This window comes from Maribacter luteus (assembly GCF_009674825.1).
GTDB classification, from domain to species: domain Bacteria; phylum Bacteroidota; class Bacteroidia; order Flavobacteriales; family Flavobacteriaceae; genus Maribacter_A; species Maribacter_A luteus.
Genome location: NZ_WKJH01000004.1, coordinates 23930 through 49316, shown reverse-complemented (window position 1 = coordinate 49316; position 25387 = coordinate 23930). Strand labels below are relative to the sequence as shown.

Below are 25387 nucleotides of genomic sequence, written 5' to 3'. Positions count from 1 at the left end.
TTTGATTTAGTATCCAATCAATAAAATAGCAATAAGAATGCCAATTTTGAAGCCTTTGGGTCTTAAGGTCTAGGACAAACTTGAACTGATCAATTTCAGGAACTCGTTCCTGGTCTCTTCTTTAACAAAACTTCCCCGAAAACCGGAAGTTGTAGTTACCGAGTTTTGTTTCTGTACGCCCCTCATCATCATACACATATGGGAAGCTTCAATTACAACAGCTACTCCCTGGGGTTTTAGGGTATCGTTTATACAATCCAAAATCTGTTCTGTCAATCTTTCCTGAACCTGTAATCTACGGGCGAATACATCCACGATACGTGGTAATTTACTTAAACCTACTATTTGCCCATCAGGAATATAAGCAATATGTGCCTTCCCGAAAAAAGGCAGCATATGATGTTCACATAAGGAATACAATTCAATATCCTTAACAATGACCATTTCATTATATGATTCCTTGAACATGGCACTTTTTAAAATCTGTGCCGCATCTTGATCGTAACCTTGGGTAAGGAAAAGCATGGCCTTGGATGCCCGTTCAGGCGTTTTCATTAGACCTTCTCGGGACACGTCCTCCCCTATTTCCTCAATGATTTTGGAGTATCGTTCTTGAATTTCTTTTGTTGTTTCCAAATTATACTCCTCAAAACTTCTATATGGTTTCATTTAATACGGAATTACTTATGTTTTTCATCCTATGCGGATGTTCCTTTTTCTATTCTAGGCCGTGATAATTTTACAGCACGACAATTTAACGCTAAATTCATTAATATAAAACAAGAATACCGTATTGTTATCTACTGTGTTGTTTTGGTATGTCTGTGCTATTGTTTAATTTTCGAACTGAAAAAAAACTTCAATGATCCAAGCCACAAATATCCAAAAATATTACGGGAATCTACAAGTTCTAAAGGGGGTAGATATTCATATAAAATCAGGGGAAATCGTTTCTATTGTGGGGCCTTCCGGAGCTGGGAAGACCACACTCCTACAAATTTTGGGTACATTGGACGTTCAAAGTAATAAAGTGGACAGCAGACTTTTAATAAAGGATGTTGAAGTCACGGATTTATCCGATAACGCAATAGCGCGGTTCAGGAATGAGAATATTGGGTTTATTTTTCAATTTCATCAATTATTACCCGAATTCACGGCCCTAGAGAACGTTTGTATACCTGCCTTTATCAAGAAAACACCTCGTAACCAAGCGGAAAAACGTGCTAAGGAATTGTTGGAATTTTTAGGTCTCTCCCATCGCCTGCACCATAAACCCAATGAATTGTCGGGAGGTGAACAGCAACGTGTGGCCGTGGCAAGGGCTTTGATCAATAACCCCTCGGTGATTTTTGCCGACGAACCCAGTGGAAACCTTGATTCTGAAAGTGCCGATAATTTACATAAATTGTTTTTTGAACTACGTGATAAATTTGGTCAGACCTTCGTTATAGTTACCCATAATAAGGAATTGGCGGATCTAGCCGACCGTAAGTTGACCATGGTCGATGGGCGTATTACCGATTCAACGGGTATTGAATGGGCCGATTTCACCAATAGGCCCCTATTATGACCCAAAAGGAATTAAAGGAGTTTTTGGATATTAAAGTAGCCGAATACAACCAGATACAATTTTTGGACAGTGATCCCATTCAAATTCCACACCAATTCACCCTAAAAGAGGATATTGAGATCAGTGGGTTCTTAACGGCAACCATTGCTTGGGGCAATCGAAAAAGCATTATAAAAAATGCCAACAAGATGATGGACCTACTCGATCATTCTCCCTATGACTTTATAATGAACCATACTTCAGATGATCTAGAAAGGTTTGATGGTTTTGTACACCGAACCTTTAACAATATCGATTTGGCATATTTTATCCAAAGTTTACGAAATATTTACTGTAATCTTGGAGGAATGGAAGCTGTTTTTGCTACAAATGCAGATGACGATTCTGTACAAAAAGCGATTTCTTCATTTAAAAAGGGTTTTTTTGAATTACCTCACCAACAGCGCACCACCAAACATATATCCGACCCAATGAAAGGGTCGGCCGCCAAGCGCATTAATATGTTTTTACGTTGGATGGTCAGGGATGCATCAACGGGCGTTGATTTTGGGTTGTGGAGTACATTAAATCCCAAACAGCTTTCATGTCCGTTAGATGTGCATTCTGGTAATGTTGCCAGAAAATTAGGGTTGTTAAAAAGAAAACAGAATGATGCCAAGGCCTTATCGGAGTTGGATACGGCCCTTCGAAAACTAGACCCCAATGATCCCGTAAAATATGATTTCGCATTATTTGGGCTTGGGGTTTTTGAAAAATTCTAACACTACTCGTAATCTTTGTCCGTCAAGGTTTTCATAAAAGCGATTATGGCTTTGGTCTCATTATCACTTAGTAGTAAGGAATCGGGAGGTAAAGTCTGGTATGGCACATCAAGGCCTAGACCTTGTCCCCCACCCGCATTGTAAAATTCCAATACATCTTCCAAGGTTTCAAAAGCACCATTATGCATGTAAGGGGCGGTCTTGTCTATATTACGTACCGTTGAAGTTTTGAAAAAATTGCGCTTTTCATCAACTTCATAGGGATAATATAAACCAGGGTCATTATCCAAAACCGGATGTGCAAAATCGGTATTTTGTGTCACCCCAAGGTTTTCAAACTCCGTTTCATCATATTTTGGTGGTACCGTACCGTAAAATGCAGGAGGAAAATGACAAGTAGCACAGGCGGCCTTTCCCATAAATAGATTAAAACCTTCTATTTCTTCCGTGGTGAGGGTGTTTTCAAGGTTTTGCATGTTGCGATCAAATTTGGAATCGAACGGGGTTAGACTTCGTATATAAGTAGCTATGGCATTACGTACATTCAAGTTGTTGATCTTTCCTCCGTATAATGCATTGAACTGTTCAATATATTTAGGGTTTCCCTTTATTTTATCATCCATGGTATTCAAATCCAAATGAAACTCATTCTCATTATTGACTACGCCTACGATTTGTCCCTCCAAACCATCTCCCCTTCCGTCATAAAAGAAAGTCCTTTGATAAACGGCATAAGGTAAGGTTGGTGTATTTCTTTGAAGCTCAGCTCCATTTTTTCCTATTCCTTTAGGCTTTCCATCGGTAAAAGCCTTTTCCTTGATATGGCAAGTTGCACAACTCATGGTTCCCGTACTGGAAAATGACGGGTCATTGAACAACTGTTTCCCCAGGGCTATCCGTTCTTCTGAAATTGGCGGTGAGCCTTGTAGGGCGAACATTTTCTTGTTGAAGAATGTTTTTGAAAATACGTTGGTAGCTGTAGGATCCAGAGCCCGTGAGGTGTTTAATTGAACTCCCCAGTCCTTGGCCGTACTATTTACCAATTGTAATTGTTTATTGGTGTGGTCTTTTATGAAGGTGTATCTATCAAAGGTGTCAAAATCCCCGTCTTTGAGCATTTTTATGGAACTTGCTATCTCTTTTGACCAAGATTCGTATAGGTTGTTATCCTTAAAGGTATTTTTATACATCCCTATAACCGTACTGATTGTCTCGTAATTATAAACAGCCTCTTTTAATGAATTTGCCAAAATTGGTGAATCAAATCCCGTTATTCCCTTTGTTGCAATGTTGACAATCGCATCTCGCAGCATTTTTAGGTGGTGCCTATCCCTTTGTTTATAGATAATGTGGTTTTTTCGCATGTACGGAATCCTCGCTTTCAAATAGTCCAATACACTCTGAAGTTCGTTGTTCAATGGCTTTTCTTCCGCAAACAAAAGTTCTTCGATTACTTGGTAACTTTTAGGTTTTTGTTTTTTGATATCGGTAAAATCCTCCATTTCCACTTTCAAAAGGTTTGGTGCGTTCATAGAGAGGTAATTTTCATAATCGTAGGCTATCATAATCGGTTCGGCCCGTTTGTACCATTCGCGGCTTTTAAGGAAGTAAGCTTTATTGTCGGATAAAGAAGAAATAGTATCGATTTTCGCCATATAGAAAGAAGCACTGTCCAATACTTTAAAATAATACTGTTTGATATCCTCGTTGAAAAGGGAGTCCTTGTCCGTGGTAATCGATTTTATAGGCTCGTTTTTACAGGAAAACAACAGTAATAAAAAGGAACTTAAGACTAAAACCAGGTTTAAAAATTTCATTTATAATAGGTGCTATTTGAGTATGGAAAAGGTTCCCGTAGAGGGAACCTTTGAATTTGATTGTCAAAAAAAACTTATCTAGGAAGGCCGGTGATCTTAAATAAGAAAGAACCTTCTTTGGTTGCAACATCTTCATCAATAGCTGTAGGATCAACAAATAGTTGCCCATCAGCTCTAACAGCAGTTTCAGGATTTGCATCTGGTCTCCAACCGTGAACTTGTGCGCCACCAACGAAAGTAGGTTCTGAAGCTCCTATAATGTCAGTAACATCGATTAAACCGGTAATTTCCCACATACTATTCGTATTACCTATGTTCATGCCTGAAGCAGCGGTTTGGTTACATTCCATTATTTCAGTGAAAGCACCTGTATTCAAATCCAGTTGCCATAATTTGGCATAACCAGTGATTTCCGGATTTAGATCTGCATAGCCATTGGGATCTTCTTGAATGTATGCATAGTTTTCTGTTACCAAGATATTATCCGGAGAGTGCAATCCATCACCTTTACCACCTTCCAGATCACCATCAACAACTACAGTTAATTTGGCATCGGCCGTAGGATCTTCGGCATCTAGAACTAGTTTATATACCCGACCAAAAGCAGTTCCCCTATTATTTAAATCAGGGTTGTCCCCGCGAATTCTACCCGTTGCATTAAAGTAAACCTCACGATTTGCTTCTGCAGAACCTCTTCTCCAATCAATATCCTCTATTCTTTGGAAACCAATTGCCAGTGAATCTATTCCCTCTTGGTTCAATTCATTTAATGTTCTTTCAGTTACTTTTACCCATTCTACATCATATTCCATATCTTCGGCCATACCCATTTCAAATAATTGGCCACCTTCTCCAATGGCGGATTCAGTTGGGTTCTTGCCTCTTAGAACATACAGATCCCCTCCATTAAGATCACCAAGACCACCGACGTACATAGCAAAATGTGCTTCCGGGTATTCGTTGTTACTATCGTCATCACCGATAAAAACAACTGTTTTACCAGGAAAAGCATCTTTACCGATAGCAACTGCATTTTCTGTAACCCACTCACCAAGTGCAGGTAACCTATCTACTTCTACCCTATCATCAGTAGAACGGAAAGGATTTACTTTGTAAACACCAACGGCACTTCCACCCCACTCACCTCCAGAAAGGTACAAAGGTCCAAATCCGTGTTCTTCAGGTGTAATGGAAGAACCGGAACACATGGCTGTAAATGCAGTAGCAGTTGAATTAACGATATACTCACCTTCCAAAGGTTGTAAATCGGCATTCATTCTAATTCTTGCTATGGAATAATCAGCTTCCAGGTTGTTTATAAATGCAAAAGTACCGTCACCATAGGGATAAAGAGCGGCCCCATCCATATACGAACCATATACGAAGGTGGAATCTGAGGGAAGTATATCGGCCGAGGATAAAATCATTTCGAGATTTGCAGAACTGGCAAAGCTGCCTTTCAATTCAAAAACATCATTGGATATTACTGAACTCGTCAAAGGGGTCAATTCGGTAAGGGTCAAATCCTCTCCGTCTTCTCCATCTTCCCCATCAACACCGTCTTGGCCGTCAACACCGTCGATACCATTGACTCCGTCGATTCCATCTTCTGGGTCACAGCTATAAATGGTCAAACCTATCAAGGAAAGAACCAAGGTTTTTAAAATTAATTTTTTTGAGTTTTTCATTGTCATTCAGTTTATTGATTATTGTTGACCCAAAAGTATAGGGACACATAAAGGATAATGTTAACTGAAAATGGTTTTTATGAATACAGGATATTATGATATCGTTACTAAGTAACTTTTTTGTTAACTTAAGTTTTCGTGAACATGAAACTGGTATTTACGGTACATGTACCACAGAAGTGACATGATAATTATTCTTGTTTCCCTCTACTATTTTCCGTATCCCGAAGTAATATTATTTTAGATATTATGCAGTGATATATCATATTTACTTTCTTTTTAAAGGCTTAAGAACCAAATCGATGATATATTCAATCAAAATCCCTAATTTTAAACCAGACCAATCCCATTGATATTATGAAAATTCGACTGCTTGTTTTAAGTCTGGCAATAGGCTTGAACATAATGAATGCCCAAAAGCGAAAACTACCTGTAGATACCGTTGTCACAACCCAGCATAATGTTATGATAAACGGTAATCCCATCAATTATACGGCAAAAACGGGTACGCAACCTGTTTGGGATAAATCTGGCAAACCCATTGCATCGTTACATTATACGTATTACACCAAAAACAATGTAAAGGATAGGGCTTCCAGACCTTTGCTGATATCTTTTAATGGAGGTCCCGGTTCCGCTTCGGTTTGGATGCATTTAGCTTATACCGGTCCTCGGATACTCAAAATAGATGATGAAGGTTATCCGGTGCAACCTTATGGTGTTAATCAAAACCCATACTCAGTCTTGGACGTTACCGACATAGTCTATGTTAATCCTGCAAATACGGGTTATTCACGAACGATACCCGAAACGGGCAAGGAAGTGAATCGGGAAACATTCTTTGGAATAAATGCCGATATCAAATATTTGGCCGAATGGTTGAACACTTTCGTAACCCGTAACAATAGATGGCGTTCCCCGAAATATATTATTGGCGAGAGTTATGGGGGCACAAGGGTTATGGGGCTTTCATTGGCTTTGCAAAACCAACAATGGATGTATCTGAATGGGGTTATCATGGTTTCTCCTGCCGATTATAAGGTAATACGCAGAGGCGGGCCTGTGTCGGATGCCATGAACCTTCCATATTATACCGCTACGGCTTGGCACCACAAACAGTTACCTTCTGAATTACAACAAAAAGACCTTCTGGATATTTTACCGGAAGCTGAAGAATTTACCCTCAACAGTTTGATTCCCGCCCTTAGTAAAGGCGGATTTATAGATGGTGCTGAAAAGAACGCCGTCGCCAAAAAAATGGCTTATTATTCGGGATTGTCGGAAAAAGAGATCCTTGATCAAAATTTAGTTGTGCCAACGGGATATTTTTGGAAGCACATCTTAAAGGATAAAGGATATACCACAGGTCGGTTAGACTCCCGTTATTTAGGGATAGACCGTCAATCCTTTGGTGAACGTCCCGATTATAATGCTGAATTAACTTCTTGGTTGCATAGCTTCACCCCGGCGATCAATTATTACCTACAGGAAGAATTGAATTTCAAGACAGATATTAAATACAATATGTTCGGACCTGTTCATCCTTGGAACAACGAAAAAGACAATACCCGCGACGATCTTCGACAGGCCATGGCACAAAATCCATATTTGAACGTACTGGTTCAATCTGGTTATTACGATGGCGCAACTACTTATTTCAATGCAAAATATACCATGTGGCAGGTAGATCCGAGTGGCCGTATGAAAGATCGCTTTGAATTCAAAGGGTACAGAAGCGGTCACATGATGTACTTGAGAAAAGAGGATCTAAAGAAGGCCAATGACGATATTCGGACCTTTATCCAACGAACTTTATCTAATGGAAAAAGTGCAAAATATTGAATGAAAACAATCGAATTCAGTAACCCGCATCGAAAAAAACATTTTGATTTCTTTAGGGAAATGAACCATCCTCATTTCAATGTAACCGCAAATGTGGATATCAGCAAACTACTCTCCATTTTAAAGGACAATAAATTGCCGGTCAATATAGGAATGGTCTATTTCCTGTCATACACGGCCAATAAGATTCCTGAGTTTAGATGGCGTATTAGAGGGGATGAAGTGGTTGAACATACTTTAGTACATCCTTCATTTACAGTTTCTACAGATGTCGCGGATGTATTTAGTTTTTGTACGGTTGATTTTTCATTGGATTCAAAAACGTTTTTTGCAAAAGCCAAAGCCGTTATGGAAAAGATGAAAACGAACCCATCATTGGAAGATGAAGAAGGACGTGATGATTTTTTATTCATGTCTACTTTCCCCTGGGTAAGTTTTACTAGTTTACAGCATGCCATGCATTATCATCCTTCGGACAGTGTACCGAGAATCGTTTGGGGTAAGTTTTTTGAACAGGATGGAAAGACCTTGATGCCTTTATCGGTACAAGCACATCATGCTATAGTTGATGGTAGGCATATTGGACAATTTTTTCAGGATTTTGAAACTATGGCTTCCGATCCATCCAGTATTATCGTTAAAAAATAGTCTGCTTACGTTTATTTTAAGACCTACTTATCTCATAGGTTGATTTACAATTTTAAGGCTGAAAATCCGTTTTCATATTAGTAACAAAAAATATTCCTAAGCGTTATGAAGACTAAATTGATACATGCCTTGTGGGCATTTGTTATTATTTTAAATTTCTCCTGTGATAATTCGGATGAAAATAATGATGTAAATGCCGATGCGTTGGTGTTACCTCCATATGAATCAATGGCGGTTGATTTCGATGATTTTCTTGATGATTCCTCAATCGCTGACAAACAAACTGCTTCGACAGCCAAAATCGGAGAAAACTGGTTGTATCCAAGATTGGTCGTTGGATTTTGGAACACGGCATTATTCACCAATTTAGCCGTACCAATCGCCTCATTTAAAAGTGCATTTTCCCATGAGTCAGAATTTATTGGAGACAATACATGGCAATGGATGTATACCGTTGATGGGTTTGCCAGTGAATATACGGCTAGACTTACAGGAGAATTGACCAGTGATGGGGTAATATGGGAGATGTACGTATCCAAGGCAGGTACAGCGCCTTTCAATGAATTCCTTTGGTTCTCAGGTGTTTCGGCTTTAGACGGTAATAGTGGGGAATGGACACTTAACCAAAATGTGGAAACCCCTACTCCTATTATCAATATACAATGGAGTCGTGAAAATGATGAAATTGGCAGTATCAAATACACATGGGTACGTGAGTTGGATGAAGATGGCGGTGATGACCTTTTTTATGGCAGTTACCTGGAATATGGCTTGCAAGAAGGTGATTATAATGTGTTTTATGATGTTCATATTTATGATTCTGAATATGAAGATTTCATAGATGTTGATATTGAATGGAGCAGATCGGAATTTTATGGTCGGGTAATGGCCCCTTCATATTTTGAAAATGATGCTTGGTATTGCTGGGATAGTACAGGTGCCGATGTTGTTTGTGAGTAAATAGAAAAATTAAGATATAATTGACCTTGGTAAAGAGATTTGCCAAGGTTTTTTTATTTATCAAACTACGCATATCCCTTAATGCCGTATCTTTATTATCCAAATAAAAAATAGAGAGCAATGAGATCTATAGTAGTCTTGATAACCTTTTTAATGATGACCTCTTCACAAGCCCAAGATTGGGCTAATCTTCAACAATTCAGAGCTGATAATGATAAAATCGGTTTGCCGGAAGAAGGGGAAGACCGCGTAGTTTTTATGGGAAATTCAATTACTATTGGTTGGATCAATACCGTACCCGAATTTTTTGAAGGTAAACCATATATCAACAGGGGAATTAGTGGGCAAACTACTCCGCAAATGCTTCTACGATTTAGACAAGATGTTATTGCCTTGCAGCCTAAGGTAGTGGTCATTCTTGCAGGTACCAATGATATAGCAGGCAATACGGGTCCGTCTACCTTGGAAATGATTGCGGATAATATAAAATCGATGGCCGAATTGGCGGATGCCAACGGGATAAAAGTGGTGATTTCCTCGGTACTCCCCGCATATGATTATCCATGGAAACCCGGATTGGAACCGTCAAAAAAAATAATCGATTTGAATATTATGTTAAAGGAATATGCTGAAAATAAAGGCCATATTTATCTTGATTATTTTTCAGCCATGGTCGATGAACGTAACGGATTACCCAAAAAATATGCCTTAGATGAAGTACACCCCACAAAATTGGGTTACGAGGTAATGGCTCCTTTAGCAGAAGCAGCTATAGCGAAAGCCATGGGTAAATAACCGTGTAATGTCGATTCTTAAAGTAAGGGTGCTTTTTATATTTTGGGGTAATCCCTACTTATAAGACCCATTCAATAGAAGTTTATATTTAATTAGGGGCTGATCAATACCCTATATGCTTTAAAATCTTAACGGTTCCAGATTTATTTTTTCTGAACCATACCCCTATTTGGCAGTTTTATGATAAGGCCAAGGATTAAGGTTGTTACATTTTAACCTATTATTTATGTCTGGCCAACCTATATCATGGCACAATGGATGATCTTTCCGTAAATTTGTTTTTAATGTGCTTAACTACTGATTATCAATATATAAAAACAATAGTTATATAAGCTTTGTCGATATGTTGTTGTCTTAAAATTTGAAATAATAGCTATCTTTGTTTTACATATGTCTAAATATTTATCCATATCGTTGTCAATATTGATACTCATCCAAAGTTTTGGTATGGATTTTCGTGACTTGGCACATATAGACGATTTAATTGAGCATGCCCAGTTTCATTCTGATAAATACGGGGATAATTTTTTGGTCTTTTTGTCCAAACATTACGGTGCCTTGGAAGAGGAACATTCACAAGACCATCAAGAAGAAAAACAGGATCACGAACAACTTCCCTTTAATAATCATTGCTGTTCGCACAGTATTGTGGTCTATATGGTCAATAAATTACAGGTTCCGGTAGTAAATACAGTTCCTGTTTTTAATTATACGACCAATTTCTATTATCTGGACAATTATTCCTTTTTAGAAAAATCCGACATTTTCCAACCTCCAAAACAAGCATAATCCTTAATTGATTTCGTTCATCCCTGTTGTATTGACTTGGATGGTTTGTATCACTTATTACCATGGATTATGTTAACAAAAATCATACGATTCAGCATAAAGAATAAACTATTCGTTCTTCTGCTTACCCTTTTTATTATTTGTTTCGGTCTGTTTTCCATTACGCAGATTCCTATTGGGGCCGTACCCGATGTAACCAATAACCAAGTACAGGTTATTACCACATCGCAAAACCTTTCGACACAGGATATAGAACAATTCATCACCTACCCTGTAGAGTTGGAAATGGCAAACTTACCCGGAGTTGTGGAAATTCGTTCCATATCCAAATTCGGACTTTCAGTGGTGACCATTGTTTTTGAGGATAATATGGGCACCTATTTGCCCAGGCAGCTAATTGCGGAAAAAATAAAATCGGCTTCTGAAAAAATACCAGACGGATTCGGTACTCCTGAAATGGGGCCCATAACCACGGGTTTGGGTGAAATTTACCAATATGTCTTGGATACGAAACCTGGCTATAAAGATCAATATTCCGCCATGGATCTGCGCACTATACAAGATTGGATCGTAAAACGCCAGTTGTCGGGAATACCCGGGGTTGTTGAAGTCAATACCTGGGGCGGTTATCTAAAACAATATGAAGTTGCTATCAATACCGAGAAATTACATGCAATGAATATCTCTGTGAGTGAAATCTTCAATGCATTGGAAAATAATAATAGTGTTGCCGGTGGCGGATATATTGAAAAGAACAACCAAGCCTATTTTATACGGGGAGAAGGACTAGTAACTTCTCTTGAGGATATTAAGAATATCGTAGTGAAAAATGAAGATGGGGTTCCCATCTTAATCAAGGACATTGCAAAGGTAGGCTTTGGTAGCGCTACTCGATTCGGGGCTATTACCGGTAATGGTGAAGGGGAAAAAGTATTGGGCCAAGTCATGATGCTCAAGGATGCCAATTCAAAAAAAGTCATCGATGCCGTTAAAGATAGGGTAGCCTCAATTTCCAAAACGTTACCCGAGGGTGTTTACATCAATCCATTTTTAGAGCGAAGTGCATTGATCGGCAAGACAACGTTCACTGTGGCAGAGAACCTTATCTTAGGTTGTCTGATCGTCATCTTTGTTGTGGTCCTGCTATTAGGTAATTTAAGATCGGGATTAGTGGTGGCCTCTGTGATTCCGATATGTCTGTTGTTTGCCCTTTCACTCATGTATATTTTTGGGGTCGATGCCAATTTAATGAGTTTGGGGGCAATTGATTTTGGTATCATCATCGATGGGGCTGTGATCATAGTGGAGTTTATTGCCTTTCAAATTACCTCTAATCGAACGGAATTAATGCAAATGTCCGAAAAAGACGTACAAGAGGCCAAGGACAGGATTACCCTTCAAAGTGCTTCTAAAATGATGAATTCCGCAATTTTTGGCCAGTTGATTATTTTTATTGTCTTTATTCCCATCCTATCACTAAGTGGTGTAGAAGGTAAGATGTTCAAACCTATGGCATTGACCTTCAGTTTTGCATTGATCGGGGCCATGCTCCTTTGTTTTACCTATGTTCCGGTAATCTCATCCATAATATTGAAACCTTCACGGATTACCGATAAGAATGTATCGGTACGCCTAATGCGTTTTCTAAATCTACTTTATGCCCCTACCATAAAATGGGCTTTGGCAAGTAGAAAATTGGTTTTATCGATCGCTGGACTTTTACTGGTATCCGCCATATATCTTTTCACTACCATGGGCGGTGAGTTCGTACCCACTTTGGACGAAGGTGATTTTGTGATCCAACCTATACTTAAGACAGGTACATCATTGAGCAAGACCATTGAGACTACTACCCAAATTGAAAGAATCTTATTGGAAAAATTTCCTGAGGTAGATCAAGTGGTTACCAGGATCGGTGCTGCAGAAGTACCAACAGACCCGATGTCTATGGAAGAAACCGATGTTATCATTACCCTGAAACCAAAAAAGGAATGGGTATCTGCCGATTCCAAGGATGAACTTGCCGATAAGTTCAAGGAAGCTCTCGGTATAATCCCAGGTATGGAAGTAGAATTTACCCAGCCCATAGAAATGCGGTTCAATGAGCTTATTACGGGTGTACGGGCCGATATCGCCATTAAGATTTTTGGGGATGATCTTGATATTCTCAATAAAAAGGGAAATGAAATCAAAAGGTTGATTCAGGATGTTAAGGGAGCAGCCGATATCAGTGTGGAGAAAATAGCAGGCCTTCCACAAATGAACATAAAATTCAAAAGGGATAAAATTGCCAGATATGGATTGAATATCAGCGACTTGAACAAAGTGATTTCCATGGGCTTTGGAGGAAGTACGATGGGTAGCATCTTTGAAGGGGAAAAACGTTTTGATCTTGCCCTTCGGTTAGATGATGAGAGCAGAAGGAATATTGATGATATCAAAAACTTTTATGTAGACTTGCCTTCCGGAGCAAAAATACCATTGAATGAAGTTGCGGATATCTCCTATACCAAAGGAGCTGCCAAAATCTCAAGGGATGATACAAAAAGGAGAATCGTGGTGGGTATCAATGTGCGTAATCGGGACTTACAATCCGTGGTTACCGATGTTCAAAATAAGCTTGAATCGCAATTAAAGCTTCCCGTTGGGTATACCATTACGTATGGCGGGCAGTTTGAAAACCTACAAAGTGCCAAAAATCGGTTGAAAATAGCCGTGCCCGTAGCATTGGTCCTCATTTTCATCTTGCTCTACTTTGCTTTCAATTCGATCAAGGAAGCGTTGATGATCTTATCCGCGATTCCCCTTGCAGCTGTTGGGGGTGTGTTTTTACTCTGGTTGCGCGGTATGCCTTTCAGTATTTCTGCAGGAGTGGGCTTTATAGCGCTTTTTGGTATTGCGGTATTGAACGGCATTGTACTCATAGAACATTTTAAGGAATTAAAGGAACAGGGTATGGAAGATATTGAAGCCCGGATAAAACAAGGGACTAAAGATCGTTTAAGGGCGGTTTTACTAACAGCGGCCGCGGCGGCACTGGGATTTTTACCCATGGCAGTCTCAACCAACGCAGGAGCAGAAGTTCAAAGACCATTGGCTACCGTTGTCATTGGAGGCCTTGTTACCGCAACGCTTCTTACTTTGATCGTACTGCCGGTCTTATATGCCATTTTTGACACAAAAATCAAATCAAAGCGTATTTTGAAAAAGAAAAAAAATAAAAGCTTAGGGATTTTTCTACTGCTTATTGGGTTGGCTGTACAGGTCAATGGCCAGGACAAAGGATTGCATTTTGATGAAATTAGGGCATTGGCATTGCAAAATAATGCCGGTCTTAAGGCTGCTGAATTTAAAACCCAAACTACCAAGGCTTTGGTAGGTAGTGCCTTTGATTTTGATAAAACAGAGGTCTATTATTCCTACGATCAAAACAATCTGGCCTTTAACGATAAACCGTTGAACGTATATGGGGTACAACAAAGCATCCTGTTTCCGACGGTTTACTTTGCAGGTAAGCGAATCAACAAGGCAAACTTGCGTATGGAGGAAAGCAATTTTGAAATACAGACACAACTACTTGAGCGTGAAATTGCCTCTGCCTATTACCAATTATTGTATGAGCGGGAGAAAACCCAGGTATACCGGTATTTAGACAGTATTTATCAGAAATTCGCACATGCCTCGCAGCGAAGGTTCGAATTGGGCGAGACCAACTATTTGGAGAAGATTACGGCGCAAGCCAAACAAAAAGAACTCAAAGCCCTGTATGAACAGGCTAAGGAAGATGTGGTCTTGGCCCAAGACCAACTAGAGAAAACGATTCAGATCGATGAGCCCATCAAGGTGGCCCATATGCCATTGAATAAATTGGAATTGCAATCCGCAGGGGTTTCCGAGAATATCGGTTTAGCCCTTTATGAACATAGAAATGAATGGTTTAAGGCGAAAAGCGGTTATGAAAAACAATCCCTCTTGCCCGATATCAATTTTGATTATTTCCAAGGCACCAACTCCGGATTAGGGGAACATCTTTATGGTTATCAGGTAGGATTGAAAATACCTTTACTCTTCAATGGCAAGGCTGCGAAAATCAGGGCCGCGAAAATCGCAAAGGATATGGCTATTGAGGAGTCGGTAGACTATAAGAACCAATTGTACCTAAAACATGGGAAATTGATGGGGCAACTGCGTAAATATGAAGAGACATTAAGCTATTATGAGCACGACGGGCAACACCTTTCCGAAGAAATATTGAAAACCGCTTCGGTTGGATTTCAAAATGGGGAAATCGATTTTTTCCAATATATACAAAGCTTGGAAAATGCCTATCGTATTACCCTATCTTATTTAGAGAATCTCAACAATTACAACCAAACCGTAATTGCCTTAAATCATTTGACCTTATGATCGGCAATTATTTTATTCCGGAGAACATAAAAACGAATCGTACGAAACACAAAATAAACGTTATGAAATCATTTCAAAATATAGCATTCTTAATATCGGCCTTTATGATTCTAGCCTGTGGGGAATCAAAAAGCAATGGTGAAAATACGGCAACTACCGAGGACACCATCAAAAAAAATGAAATTGAATTGACTAAGGCCCAGTTCGATAGCAATAAAATGCAATTGGGGCAATTATCGGAACAGCCCTTTCCTACGGTAATCAACACAACGGGAATGATAGATGTACCACCTCAAAACCGGGCCATTATCAGTTCTTTTATCGGAGGTTATGTCAAGACAACGCCCTTATTGATCGGGGATAAAATCTCAAAGGGACAAGTCTTGGTCACCTTGGAAAATCCGGAATTCGTTGAAATGCAGCAAACTTATCTTGAAACTGCCCAGCAACTTACCTTCCTTAAATCGGAATACGAACGTCAAAAAACACTTGTTGAGGAAAAGATCAGCTCACAGAAAAATTTTCTGAAAGCGGAAAGTGAATACAAGAGTGCATTGGCAAATTACAACGGCTTAAAGAAAAAACTTCAAATGTTGAACATCAATATCGCTTCGGTGGAGGCCGGGAATATTACTTCGACGATTACCCTTTACGCCCCTATCCATGGTAGTGTAACCAAACTGAACGTAAGTAAGGGTACTTACGTTTCCCCTTCCGATGAGATTATGGAAATCATTAATACAGACCATGTACATCTTGAACTTTCGGTGTTTGAAAAGGATGTTCTTAAGGTAAAAGAAGGACAAAAAATCCTTTTTAAGATTCCTGAAGCCGATAATGAATTTTATGAAGCTGAAGTGCATTTGGTAGGGACGTCAATAGATTTGAAGAATAGGACGGTCAAGGTTCATGGTCATTTACTGGATGACGAAAACCACAATTTTGCAGTGGGTATGTTCGTCGATGCCCAAATTATCACAAATTCAACCAAGGAGTCCGCCTTGCCTGAAAGTGCCATCATATCAATGGACGATTCCCATTATGTTCTTTTGAATGAAACAGTGGGTGATTCCTATAGTTTTACTCGTAAGGAAGTAATGACCGGTGATAGTTTCAATGGATTCACTATGATTAAAAATAGTAGCGATTTTGAAGCTAATGACAAGTTCTTGGTTCAAGGAGCGTTTAATCTTATCGGTGAAACGGAATAAAGTAAACAATTGATGATTTAATGGTTATTCCTTAATATCAAGGCCATTAATGAATTGATTACAAACTATTCTTTGTCTGCTCGTTATTGACCAACCTTGAAATTTTCAACGGATTGGAATTTTTCAGGGCATCGGGCAATAGACTATCTGGCCAATCCTGGTAACTGATTGGTCGTACCCATCTTTTAATGGAATGGATACCTACGGCAGTAAAACGACTATCGGTTGAAGCAGGGTAAGGTCCACCATGTTGCATTGAAGGGCATACCTCTACTCCTGTCGGTACACCATTGTAAATCAATCTTCCTACCTTATTCTGCAAGGCAATGGTTATATCCTGATGTGCCTCCAATTCATTTTCTTCGGCAATTATGGTGCCGGTCAACTGTCCTTCAAGGTTCTTGATGATTTCTTTCAGTTGTGCAATATCCTCACATTGTACCACTATGGAATAAGGTCCGAAAACCTCTTGGTGCAGCGTGGTGTTCTGTAAAAATGTTTTGCCCTCTACGGTGGTAACGGTTTGTCGGGCATAATTTGTTTGTACATTCTGTTGTATTTCAGCGGCCACTTGCAATCCGTTCTGGGACAAGGCTTTTTCCTTTTTAGTTTCATAGGCCCCGATAATATTCGGATGCAACATACAACTAGGTTCTATTTTGATTATTTCTTCAGAAAGTCTAGTTATGAAACCAGTAAGCGCATCACTTTTTATACCGAGCAATAATCCTGGGTTGGTACAAAATTGACCGGTACCTAGAGTGATTGACCCAGCATAGGTCTTGGCCAAGTCTTCGCCCCTTTTACTTACGGCTTCGGGCAGTATTACAACGGGATTCACGCTTCCCATTTCGGCAAAAACAGGAATAGGTTCTTCGCGTTGTGCGGCTAAATTGAACAAAGCCCTACCGCCTCCGATACTTCCCGTAAAACCAACGGCCTTTATACCGGGATGTTTTACCAAGGCAGAACCTACTTCGATTCCGCTGCTATTCAAATTTGAAAAAACACCATTGGGCATATTTGTTTTTTTAGCGGCTTTAATAATTGCCGAAGCTACCAATTCGCCTGTACCGGCATGCATGGGATGGGATTTTACGATTACCGGGCAACCAGCAGCAAAAGCCGCAGCGGTATCACCACCTGCTGTTGAATAGGCTAAAGGAAAATTACTTGCCCCGAAAACTACTACGGGACCTAAGGGAATGAGCATTTTTCGTAAATCGGGTTTAGGTACAGGTGTTCTATCAGGAATGGCAGTATCTATAGAAGCTTCTACCCAAGAACCTTCCTTGACCAATGCTGCAAAGGCCCGCAATTGACCTATGGTCCTACCCCTTTCACCAATGGCCCTTCCTTCAGGTAAACCCGTCTCGGAACAATAGGTTTTGATCAATAGTTCATCCAATGCTAAAATTTCATCGGCTATGGCATTTAAAAAATCGGCCTTTTTTACCCCTGACATGGCCCCAAACCCAATAGAGGCCGTTCTAGCCAAACCTACTGCCTCATCGATTTCTTCGGAAGCGGCTTCAACAAAAGAAAAACCATTTTCGATATTTAACTGAGGGTTATAAGTTGTATACGTTTTACTCCCTTTTGAGGATAGGGTATTGCCAATATAGTTCTTTCCAGTAATCATAATGGTACTCATTTAAATATCCTTTATTAATCAAAGGACCAAATTATAGAATATTATCTTAAACTTAGTCCCAATCGCTGAAAAATAGGTTCTTTAAAAATAATTCATAGACCTCGGTTAATTAAATTATGGATTGGCATTTTAAGCGTTTTTATCCCTTTTCAATGATATATTTCATCTTTGATTATTTAAACATATCATTGTTTAGTATCAAAGTACATATAACTCATTGCATTAGAAAAATTAAATAGGCCCATAAAACCAAGTAGATTTCAAATAGAAGCACTTATACTTGGGTTTTCATTATTTTTGATACCATTAAAAATAATTCCTAATGAATAAATTGGTTTTGATCGCTGTTGGTTTGGCAATGGCCTGTAACTCTTCCCAAAAAACAGTTCCGGAAAATAATGCAAATACATCCCCATCAGCTGAGACCGTTTATGCTGCAACCATAACCTCGGAAGAACTTAAAGAACATTTGTTCGTTTATGCGTCGGATGAATTTGAAGGTCGTGAAACGGGAACACGTGGGGAAAAGAAAGCCGCAGCCTATATTAAAGAACAATATAAAGCTATGGGAATTCCCGCAGCAAAGGAAGATGGTGACTACTATCAGCAAGTCCCTTTAATGAGGGATGTAATGCCCACAGGTGAATTGCAAATAAATGGTAAGGAATATAAATTGGGGGAAGATGTGCTCGCCTTTGAGGCTGCCCAAGGCCAATTTAGCAATATCGTATATGCAGGATATGGTATTGATGATGAGAATTACAGTGATTTTGAGGGTATTGATATAAAAGGGAAATTAGTGTTGGTGAAGTTCGGTGAACCCATGAATGCCGATGGTACATATAAGGTTACGGGAACTACGTATAATTCAAAATGGAGTAAGGTTTCCGATGCCTATGGTAAACGTTCAAAGGCTATACGGGAGCATGGCGGACTTGGCATGTTATATTTTGACGATACAAATTTTTCGAGATATCAGAATTATTTCAATCGAAGAAAAAAACGTTCCTCAGGTAAACTATCCTTAAAAACAACTGACGGTCCTACTTTCATCAATGTTGTTTTGAATAAAAATGTTGCAACGGCACTATATCCGGACATAATGAATACTTCCATTAGTAAGGATTTAAATACGGATTTGAATCTACAATTAAATGCCGATGGAGGAATAGTTGAGTCAGAAAACGTCGTGGCCTTTATAAAAGGATCCACCAAACCCAATGAATATGTGGTCATTTCCGCCCATTTAGACCATATTGGTATAACAGATAAAGGGGAAATAAACAATGGTGCCGATGATGATGGTTCGGGTACGGTAGGCCTCCTGGAAATTGCGGAAGCTTTCAAAAAAGCCGCCGATGCGGGAAAAGGACCAAAACGGTCCGTGGTTTTTCTTCATGTAACAGGTGAAGAAAAAGGACTGTTCGGTTCGCAATTTTATACAGATATGCAACCAATATTCCCTTTGAAAGAGACAGTAACCAATTTAAATATTGATATGATAGGCCGAATAGACCCCAAGCGGGATGGCAATCGAAACTATATTTATCTTATCGGATCCAACAAGTTGAGTTCGGAATTACATAACCTCTCAGAAGAAGTAAACAAAAAATACATGGACATAGAGCTTGATTATAAGTATAATGACGACCATGACCCCAATCGTTTCTATTATAGGAGCGATCACTACAACTTTGCCAAAAACAATATTCCGGTAATTTTTTATTTTAACGGTACCCACGATGATTATCACAGACCTTCGGATACCCCAGATAAAATAAATTACGACCTCTTGGAAAACCGTACTAGATTAATATTCCATACCGCTTGGGAAATAGCGAATCGCGATACTAGAATAAAGGTGGATAAAGACCTAAAATAATTTATATCATCATGCATAACAAAAAAAGCCCTGACATTTCTGTCGGGGCTTTGTCTTTTGGGTGGAAGACCGGGTTCGAACCGGCGACCTCTGGAACCACAATCCAGCGCTCTAACCAGCTGAGCTACAACCACCATTTAAAGCGGGTGCAAAGTTAATTTTTTTTCATTGATCTTACCAACTAATTCAAGGTATATTTTTAAAAGAATCATCATTTTTAAAATTATGGTTCGTATAAATTATGAAGGGTATATTAGAGCTCTAATCTCATTTCATCGATGAAATACACTTTTACTACGATAAAACACACAAAAATCGCAGTTTCACAACATTTATTGTCCCTCAGGGCAAATAGGGATTAATTTTATTCGAATTAAGAATATCTATTTTCAAAACCCTAAGTTTGAAACCGAAAATTAACCAAATGTCCCCGATTAAAAAGTTAGCCTTGATTTTCATTGCTATGATTTTGGGATATACACAATTATATTCCCAAGTACCTAGAAGGGATAGTCTTCAGTACCAAATAAAACAGCTACGTTTAAAAAAGGATTTCAACCCCCATGATAGTCATTACATTAATATGCTAATGAAGTTGGGTGATGAAATTCGCTATTATAATTCCGATAGCCTTCATCTAATTTCCAACGAAGTTTTAAAATTGGCCTCTGAATCGGGAAACAAATTCAGTCAATGCAATTCTTTGACCGGAATCGGAAACTTCTATGAAGACCAGGGTAATTATGATAAAGCAATCTACTACTATCAAAAAGCATATGAAGTTGCAAAAAGAATCAAGGACGATGAACTCTTACTTGGTAATAAACTTTTACTTGGAATAGAAAATAGTATTGCCAATGTTTATTATTATAAAGGTGATTATGCAGAATCATTGAGTAGGTATTTAAAAAGTATAGAATTAGCAAGTCTTATCGGTGACAATAAGATGCTAGCCATACTCAATGAGAACATTGCCAGTTTATATGCCGATCAAAACGATTACGATCAAGCTATAGGTTTTTTCAAAATCGTAAAGAAACTCAATGAAAAAATCGGGGATGAGATCAATACGGCAAAAACAATGAGCAATTTAGCTTCAGTATATGCAGATATGGGTAAATTGGAGTATGCTATGTACAATATCAATAGTAGTATAGGTGTTTTTGAAAAGCATAAAATAATGGACTGGTTGGCCTATGCTTACGAAGTTAAGGGTAAGGCCTATCTTGAATCCAAAGATTATAAATGGGCTCTTTTTTGGTACAAACAAGGTGAAATGATGCATCATAACGTTGATGATGATCGCGGAGAAACCTCATTACTGAATGGTATTGCCGAAGCCTATTTAGGGCAACATAAAGACAGCTTGTCAGAAGTATATGCCCAAAAAGCTTTTGAATTATCCAAAAGATTGAAATTTCATGAAGAAATACAAAAAAGTGCCAATACCTTATATAGGATAAATAAAAACAAAGGCGATCTAAAATCTGCATTAACGTTTCATGAACTCTACCAAACACTACATGATACGATTATTTCAAACAAGAATGAGAAAAGTTTGACTATGCTAGTCACCAAGCTTGATTTTGAGGAGCAAAAGGAAAAGCTCATTCTTGAAAATGAAAAGGCTCTAGCGAGTCAAAAAAGGTACATTTATATCGCTTTACTTATTTTGGTCATATTCTTGGTCATTACCCTAATCGTCAGAAGAAATGAAAAGGTTCAAAAGAGATTGAACGTTGAACTTTATAATAAAACGGCGAAATTGGTCGAAAATGAAAAAAAACTACGTGCTACCAATGAAACCAAGGACAAATTGTTCTCAATAATAGGTCATGACTTACGTGGTCCCATTGCAGCTTTCCAAGGTTTATTACAATTGTATAGAAACGGTGAGATAGGTTCTAATGATTTTTTACAGTTTATACCTAAATTGGGTAAAGATCTCGACAATATTTCTTTTACCCTGAACAATTTACTTTCTTGGGGGCAAACCCAAATGAACGGATCTACGACCAAACCAAGTATTATATGCTTGGAAAACCTTGTTAATGATAATATAAACTTATTGGAAGAAACCGCAACGGCAAAATCTATTCGTATTGTGAATAAAATAAAATCGAATGTACTCTCATGGGCCGATAATGACCATATAGACATTGTTTTTCGTAACCTTTTGAGTAACGCTATAAAATTTACCCCTGAAAATGGGAAAATAACCATTGATGTTAGTGAACGAAGTACTTCTTGGGAGATATCGGTCAAGGATACCGGTGTGGGCATTAATCTTGAAACCCAGAAAAAACTTTTCAAAAAGAACTCGAGTATAACCACTTATGGCACCAATGATGAAAAAGGAACTGGATTGGGTCTTTCCTTATGTAAAGAAATGGTAGAGAAGAACAATGGCGAAATATGGGTAGAAAGCACAATACCCAATGGATCGTGCTTTTATTTTACCTTGCCTAAAATGAGAAACAAGTTTCAGAAAGCCGGTTAAATTAAATCGTATAAACTTTTAACTCCGGGAAAGCGTTCAACGGTAAAACCTTCAGCATGATCTACCCCTATCAAGCGGCCTAAATCCCTCGCTCTAAAATCTACACTGTCCAAAAACGTCTTACTACTTATCGGTGTTTCGGGTTCATCGCTATTTGGGTCATGAAATTGTGATGAATAAGCCAAAATAGCCTGTCTTTTAACATCAATATGGCAAGAAACATCAACAACAAAATCCGGATCCAAATTTTTCCACTGAATATAATGGTATACTTGTTTAGGGCGCCATGGTTCTTGCCATTGGTCATCACCTTCTATTTTTGTGTCTATTTTTATCAATCCACTTAAGAAGCAAGCGTCACTGACCAGTTTACTACCTTTTCCATGATCAATATGTCGGTCATCGATAGCGTTACACAATACAATATCAGGCCTATATTTTCTTAGCATGCGTATAATTGCCATTTGATGCTTTTTGTCGTTCACAAAGAACCCGTCGGCAAATTCCAGGTTTTCCCTAACCGTAACCCCTAAAATCTTGGCTGCCTTTGCAGCTTCCATATCCCGGATCTCGGCAGAACCCCTTGTTCCTAATTCACCTCGTGTTAAATCCACGATACCTACTTTTTTTCCGTTGGCAACTTCTTTGGCGATAGTTGCCCCTGCTCCCAATTCGGCATCATCTGGGTGCGCGCCGAAAACCAATATATCTAATTTCATTTATGTTTTTTATTTATGTACTCTGCGATTGCAGGGTAAAACCAATATTATCTTGTTGTCACAATGGCTTAAACGATTTACTATACTTTTAGCCCAATCTTTCCATCCCTGACTTTCGTTAATGCCTGTTCTATATCGGCAATTAAATCCTCTGGTTCTTCTATTCCCACTGAAAAACGAATCAATCCATCAGATATTCCTTGGTTTATCCTTTCTTCGGGCCCGATAAGCGCATGTGACGTCTGTGCAGGCGAAAGTACCGTACTTTCGACCCCTGCCAAACTCATTGAAGGTTTTATCAATTGTAGGGCTTTTTGAAAGAGGGAAGCATCGTATTTTGGATTCAATTCAAAAGAAAGCATTCCACCAAAGCCATGCATTTGCGATTTGGCCAGTTCATGTCCCGGATGGTTGGGCAAACCTGGATAATATACTTTGTCAATTTCGGAATGTGCCTCAAGATATTCTGCCATATGTTGGGCATTGTTATTCTGGGCCTTTACGCGAATACCCATGGTTTTTATACTTCGCTCTAAGAGCCAAACGGTATAATCGCTTAAACTCCCCCCTAGGTTTTTTGCCAATTGAAAAATACGATCCATATGTTCTTCGGTAGAAGCAACGGCACCAGCGCATATATCTGAATGTCCGCCCATATATTTTGTTGCGCTATGTATAATGACATCAATGCCGAAATCGGCAGGATTCTGGTTTACCGGACTTGCAAATGTATTGTCGATCATAGAAACCAATCCATACTTTTTCGCAATTTTGGCCACGGCTTCCAAATCAGTAATCGTAAGTAATGGGTTAGATGGTGTTTCTACGAAAATGACTTTGGTATTCTCCTTTATTTTGGATTCAAAATCTTCAGGCTCAAGTCCATTGGTAAAGGAATAAGCTATACCATATTTCGAGAATTCCTCGTTCACGAAATTATAAGTACCACCGTACAAAGTCTTTTGTAGAACAACATGGTCACCGGCCTTTAAAAAAGCCAATAATGCAGTGCTGACCGCGGCCATTCCGCTTCCAAAAATCATTGCGGCCTGGGTATGTTCCAAGGCGGCGATTTTTTGAGATAAGGCCACTTGGTTCGGTGTATTGAAATATCTCGGATAACGTTTTACTTCAACATCTTCAAAAGCATAGGAAGTACTCATGTACAAAGGGGAAACCGCTCCTTTGAACTGTTCATCGTTTAATTCACCCTCATGCGTGCATATGGTATTCAACCCTTTTTTCATAACGTTCTTTTTCATTTTTAATGAAGAGTTAAAGTTATGAATTTCTTTTGTTAGACCAATACGAATCAAGAAATGTATACGCCATTGTATAATGAACAACCAGCTTTAGGATTTTTAGTAAGTAATCCGATCGAAATAAGCGCTGATTTCAACATGATTTACATCATATGGTTTTTGATACCCGGACTCTAATTTTGGTGGATTGAATATGAACAACAAAAGTGTAGCACCAATAGTAAAACCCTTTTAGCACATTACTTCAAAGTAGTATAAATAATTAATAAACATCAGAAATGAAGACACCCACCAAAAATTACCTCGTGGATATTATAGCTTTTATTTGCTTTGTCTTACTTGTATCCACAGGAGTTATCCTTTATTATAATCTTCCAAAGGGAAGTGGGCACTATAATACGATTTGGACACTGGATCGACACCAATGGGGTGATATCCATTTTTGGATAGCAGTAATATTTCTAGTGGTTTTGGCCTTTCATGTATTTCTCCACTGGCGATGGATCGTGAGCTTGACCAAGGGAAAAAAACAACCTAAATCAGGACAAAGGATAGCCTTGGGATTAGTTGGGTTCTTAGCGCTCATAGCACTTGCCATAGCACCTATCATTACCCCGGTCGAAAGTTCCATTAAGGGTAATAACAGTAAATCGGATATGGTTGTTCCTGTTATATCACGGAGTGAGTCCATACGGGGCTCAATGACCTTTAGGGATATTGAAACACAAACCAATGTACCCCTCTCCTATTTTTTAAAGGAATTGGGTTTACCTGAAAACATTTCAAAAGACACACCTTTAAAAGACCTCAAAAACGAGTATAATTTTAAAATGGAAGATCTAAGAAAAGCATTGGATGATTACAGGCCTTGACCAAACGTTT

At 38.8% G+C, this 25387-nt stretch carries 18 protein-coding genes and 1 tRNA gene; 12 read left to right on the top strand and 7 right to left on the bottom strand.

Annotated elements, in window-relative coordinates:
* Nucleotides 1-69: 69 nt before the first annotated feature.
* A complete protein-coding gene (gene folE / locus GJ691_RS06985) occupies nucleotides 70-669 on the bottom strand; it encodes a GTP cyclohydrolase I FolE (protein ID WP_154365221.1) in 600 nt (199 codons plus the stop codon).
* 193 nt (nucleotides 670-862) lie between these two features.
* On the opposite strand from folE, the gene GJ691_RS06980 reads away from it, so the two are divergent.
* Together GJ691_RS06980 and GJ691_RS06975 are read left to right on the top strand one after the other, a co-directional pair.
* Nucleotides 863-1570, top strand: a complete 708-nt coding sequence (locus GJ691_RS06980; protein ID WP_154365219.1) for an ABC transporter ATP-binding protein — start codon at nucleotides 863-865, stop codon at nucleotides 1568-1570.
* Nucleotides 1567-2331: a TIGR02757 family protein gene (locus GJ691_RS06975; protein ID WP_154365217.1), complete on the top strand. Its 765-nt coding sequence runs from the start codon at nucleotides 1567-1569 to the stop codon at nucleotides 2329-2331. Before GJ691_RS06980 ends, GJ691_RS06975 begins: the two co-directional genes overlap by 4 nt.
* A gap of 2 nt (nucleotides 2332-2333) precedes the next feature.
* Here the strand turns inward: GJ691_RS06975 and GJ691_RS06970 are convergent, their stop codons facing one another.
* Both GJ691_RS06970 and GJ691_RS06965 read right to left on the bottom strand, forming a co-directional pair.
* Nucleotides 2334-4148 (bottom strand): cytochrome-c peroxidase, encoded by a 1815-nt coding sequence (locus GJ691_RS06970; protein ID WP_154365215.1) that lies wholly within the window; start codon nucleotides 4146-4148, stop codon nucleotides 2334-2336.
* Nucleotides 4149-4222: 74 nt separating this feature from the next.
* Nucleotides 4223-5836 carry a PhoX family protein gene (locus GJ691_RS06965; RefSeq protein ID WP_154365213.1) on the bottom strand — a complete coding sequence of 538 codons (1614 nt, stop codon included), beginning with the start codon at nucleotides 5834-5836 and terminating at the stop codon, nucleotides 4223-4225.
* A 357-nt stretch (nucleotides 5837-6193) separates the two neighbouring features.
* On the opposite strand from GJ691_RS06965, the gene GJ691_RS06960 reads away from it, so the two are divergent.
* The 7 genes from GJ691_RS06960 to GJ691_RS06930 all read left to right on the top strand — a co-directional run bounded on the left by GJ691_RS06960 (nucleotide 6194) and on the right by GJ691_RS06930 (nucleotide 16488).
* Nucleotides 6194-7678, top strand: a complete 1485-nt coding sequence (locus GJ691_RS06960) for a S10 family peptidase (protein WP_154365211.1) — start codon at nucleotides 6194-6196, stop codon at nucleotides 7676-7678.
* Nucleotides 7679-8326, top strand: a complete 648-nt coding sequence (locus GJ691_RS06955; RefSeq protein ID WP_154365209.1) for a chloramphenicol acetyltransferase — start codon at nucleotides 7679-7681, stop codon at nucleotides 8324-8326.
* A gap of 105 nt (nucleotides 8327-8431) precedes the next feature.
* Nucleotides 8432-9286 carry a hypothetical protein gene (locus GJ691_RS06950; RefSeq protein WP_154365207.1) on the top strand — a complete coding sequence of 285 codons (855 nt, stop codon included), beginning with the start codon at nucleotides 8432-8434 and terminating at the stop codon, nucleotides 9284-9286.
* Nucleotides 9287-9406: 120 nt separating this feature from the next.
* A complete protein-coding gene (locus tag GJ691_RS06945; protein ID WP_154365204.1) occupies nucleotides 9407-10081 on the top strand; it encodes an SGNH/GDSL hydrolase family protein in 675 nt (224 codons plus the stop codon).
* Nucleotides 10082-10528: 447 nt separating this feature from the next.
* Entirely contained in the window at nucleotides 10529-10870 is a 342-nt protein-coding gene (locus GJ691_RS06940) for a hypothetical protein (protein WP_246200138.1), read from the top strand.
* A 69-nt stretch (nucleotides 10871-10939) separates the two neighbouring features.
* Nucleotides 10940-15277 (top strand): CusA/CzcA family heavy metal efflux RND transporter, encoded by a 4338-nt coding sequence (locus GJ691_RS06935; RefSeq protein WP_154365201.1) that lies wholly within the window; start codon nucleotides 10940-10942, stop codon nucleotides 15275-15277.
* A 62-nt stretch (nucleotides 15278-15339) separates the two neighbouring features.
* Nucleotides 15340-16488, top strand: a complete 1149-nt coding sequence (locus GJ691_RS06930; protein ID WP_179955056.1) for an efflux RND transporter periplasmic adaptor subunit — start codon at nucleotides 15340-15342, stop codon at nucleotides 16486-16488.
* A gap of 58 nt (nucleotides 16489-16546) precedes the next feature.
* On the opposite strand, the gene GJ691_RS06925 is transcribed toward GJ691_RS06930, so the two are convergent.
* Entirely contained in the window at nucleotides 16547-18130 is a 1584-nt protein-coding gene (locus GJ691_RS06925) for an aldehyde dehydrogenase (NADP(+)) (RefSeq protein ID WP_154365566.1), read from the bottom strand.
* A 334-nt stretch (nucleotides 18131-18464) separates the two neighbouring features.
* On the opposite strand from GJ691_RS06925, the gene GJ691_RS06920 reads away from it, so the two are divergent.
* A complete protein-coding gene (locus GJ691_RS06920; protein WP_154365196.1) occupies nucleotides 18465-20024 on the top strand; it encodes a M28 family peptidase in 1560 nt (519 codons plus the stop codon).
* Nucleotides 20025-20083: 59 nt separating this feature from the next.
* Here the strand turns inward: GJ691_RS06920 and GJ691_RS06915 are convergent.
* Nucleotides 20084-20159 (bottom strand) — tRNA-His (locus GJ691_RS06915).
* A gap of 268 nt (nucleotides 20160-20427) precedes the next feature.
* Between GJ691_RS06915 and GJ691_RS06910 the strand changes: the two genes are divergently transcribed.
* Nucleotides 20428-22524, top strand: coding sequence for an ATP-binding protein (locus tag GJ691_RS06910; protein WP_246200137.1), 2097 nt, complete (start codon nucleotides 20428-20430; stop codon nucleotides 22522-22524).
* Here the strand turns inward: GJ691_RS06910 and bshB1 are convergent.
* Nucleotides 22521-23243, bottom strand: coding sequence for a bacillithiol biosynthesis deacetylase BshB1 (gene bshB1, locus GJ691_RS06905; RefSeq protein WP_154365194.1), 723 nt, complete (start codon nucleotides 23241-23243; stop codon nucleotides 22521-22523). The two genes, GJ691_RS06910 and bshB1, sit on opposite strands and share 4 nt — an antisense overlap.
* A gap of 80 nt (nucleotides 23244-23323) precedes the next feature.
* Nucleotides 23324-24505 (bottom strand): trans-sulfuration enzyme family protein, encoded by a 1182-nt coding sequence (locus GJ691_RS06900; RefSeq protein WP_154365192.1) that lies wholly within the window; start codon nucleotides 24503-24505, stop codon nucleotides 23324-23326.
* 278 nt (nucleotides 24506-24783) lie between these two features.
* On the opposite strand from GJ691_RS06900, the gene GJ691_RS06895 reads away from it, so the two are divergent.
* Nucleotides 24784-25377 carry a DUF4405 domain-containing protein gene (locus tag GJ691_RS06895; protein WP_154365190.1) on the top strand — a complete coding sequence of 198 codons (594 nt, stop codon included), beginning with the start codon at nucleotides 24784-24786 and terminating at the stop codon, nucleotides 25375-25377.
* The last annotated feature ends 10 nt before the right edge of the window (nucleotides 25378-25387 follow it).

Excerpts from the sequence above, each read along its gene's own strand:
- folE (WP_154365221.1), bottom strand. The coding sequence starts at position 669 with ATGAAACCATATAGAAGTTTTGAGGAGTATAATTTGGAAACAACAAAA.
- GJ691_RS06935 (WP_154365201.1), top strand. The coding sequence starts at position 10,940 with ATGTTAACAAAAATCATACGATTCAGCATAAAGAATAAACTATTCGTT.
- GJ691_RS06930 (WP_179955056.1), top strand. The coding sequence starts at position 15,340 with ATGAAATCATTTCAAAATATAGCATTCTTAATATCGGCCTTTATGATT.
- GJ691_RS06940 (WP_246200138.1), top strand. The coding sequence starts at position 10,529 with ATGGATTTTCGTGACTTGGCACATATAGACGATTTAATTGAGCATGCC.
- GJ691_RS06925 (WP_154365566.1), bottom strand. The coding sequence starts at position 18,130 with ATGATTACTGGAAAGAACTATATTGGCAATACCCTATCCTCAAAAGGG.
- GJ691_RS06900 (WP_154365192.1), bottom strand. The coding sequence starts at position 24,505 with ATGAAAAAGAACGTTATGAAAAAAGGGTTGAATACCATATGCACGCAT.
- GJ691_RS06975 (WP_154365217.1), top strand. The coding sequence starts at position 1,567 with ATGACCCAAAAGGAATTAAAGGAGTTTTTGGATATTAAAGTAGCCGAA.
- GJ691_RS06955 (WP_154365209.1), top strand. The coding sequence starts at position 7,679 with ATGAAAACAATCGAATTCAGTAACCCGCATCGAAAAAAACATTTTGAT.
- GJ691_RS06945 (WP_154365204.1), top strand. The coding sequence starts at position 9,407 with ATGAGATCTATAGTAGTCTTGATAACCTTTTTAATGATGACCTCTTCA.
- bshB1 (WP_154365194.1), bottom strand. The coding sequence starts at position 23,243 with ATGAAATTAGATATATTGGTTTTCGGCGCGCACCCAGATGATGCCGAA.
- GJ691_RS06950 (WP_154365207.1), top strand. The coding sequence starts at position 8,432 with ATGAAGACTAAATTGATACATGCCTTGTGGGCATTTGTTATTATTTTA.
- GJ691_RS06895 (WP_154365190.1), top strand. The coding sequence starts at position 24,784 with ATGAAGACACCCACCAAAAATTACCTCGTGGATATTATAGCTTTTATT.
- GJ691_RS06960 (WP_154365211.1), top strand. The coding sequence starts at position 6,194 with ATGAAAATTCGACTGCTTGTTTTAAGTCTGGCAATAGGCTTGAACATA.
- GJ691_RS06965 (WP_154365213.1), bottom strand. The coding sequence starts at position 5,836 with ATGAAAAACTCAAAAAAATTAATTTTAAAAACCTTGGTTCTTTCCTTG.
- GJ691_RS06980 (WP_154365219.1), top strand. The coding sequence starts at position 863 with ATGATCCAAGCCACAAATATCCAAAAATATTACGGGAATCTACAAGTT.
- GJ691_RS06920 (WP_154365196.1), top strand. The coding sequence starts at position 18,465 with ATGAATAAATTGGTTTTGATCGCTGTTGGTTTGGCAATGGCCTGTAAC.
- GJ691_RS06970 (WP_154365215.1), bottom strand. The coding sequence starts at position 4,148 with ATGAAATTTTTAAACCTGGTTTTAGTCTTAAGTTCCTTTTTATTACTG.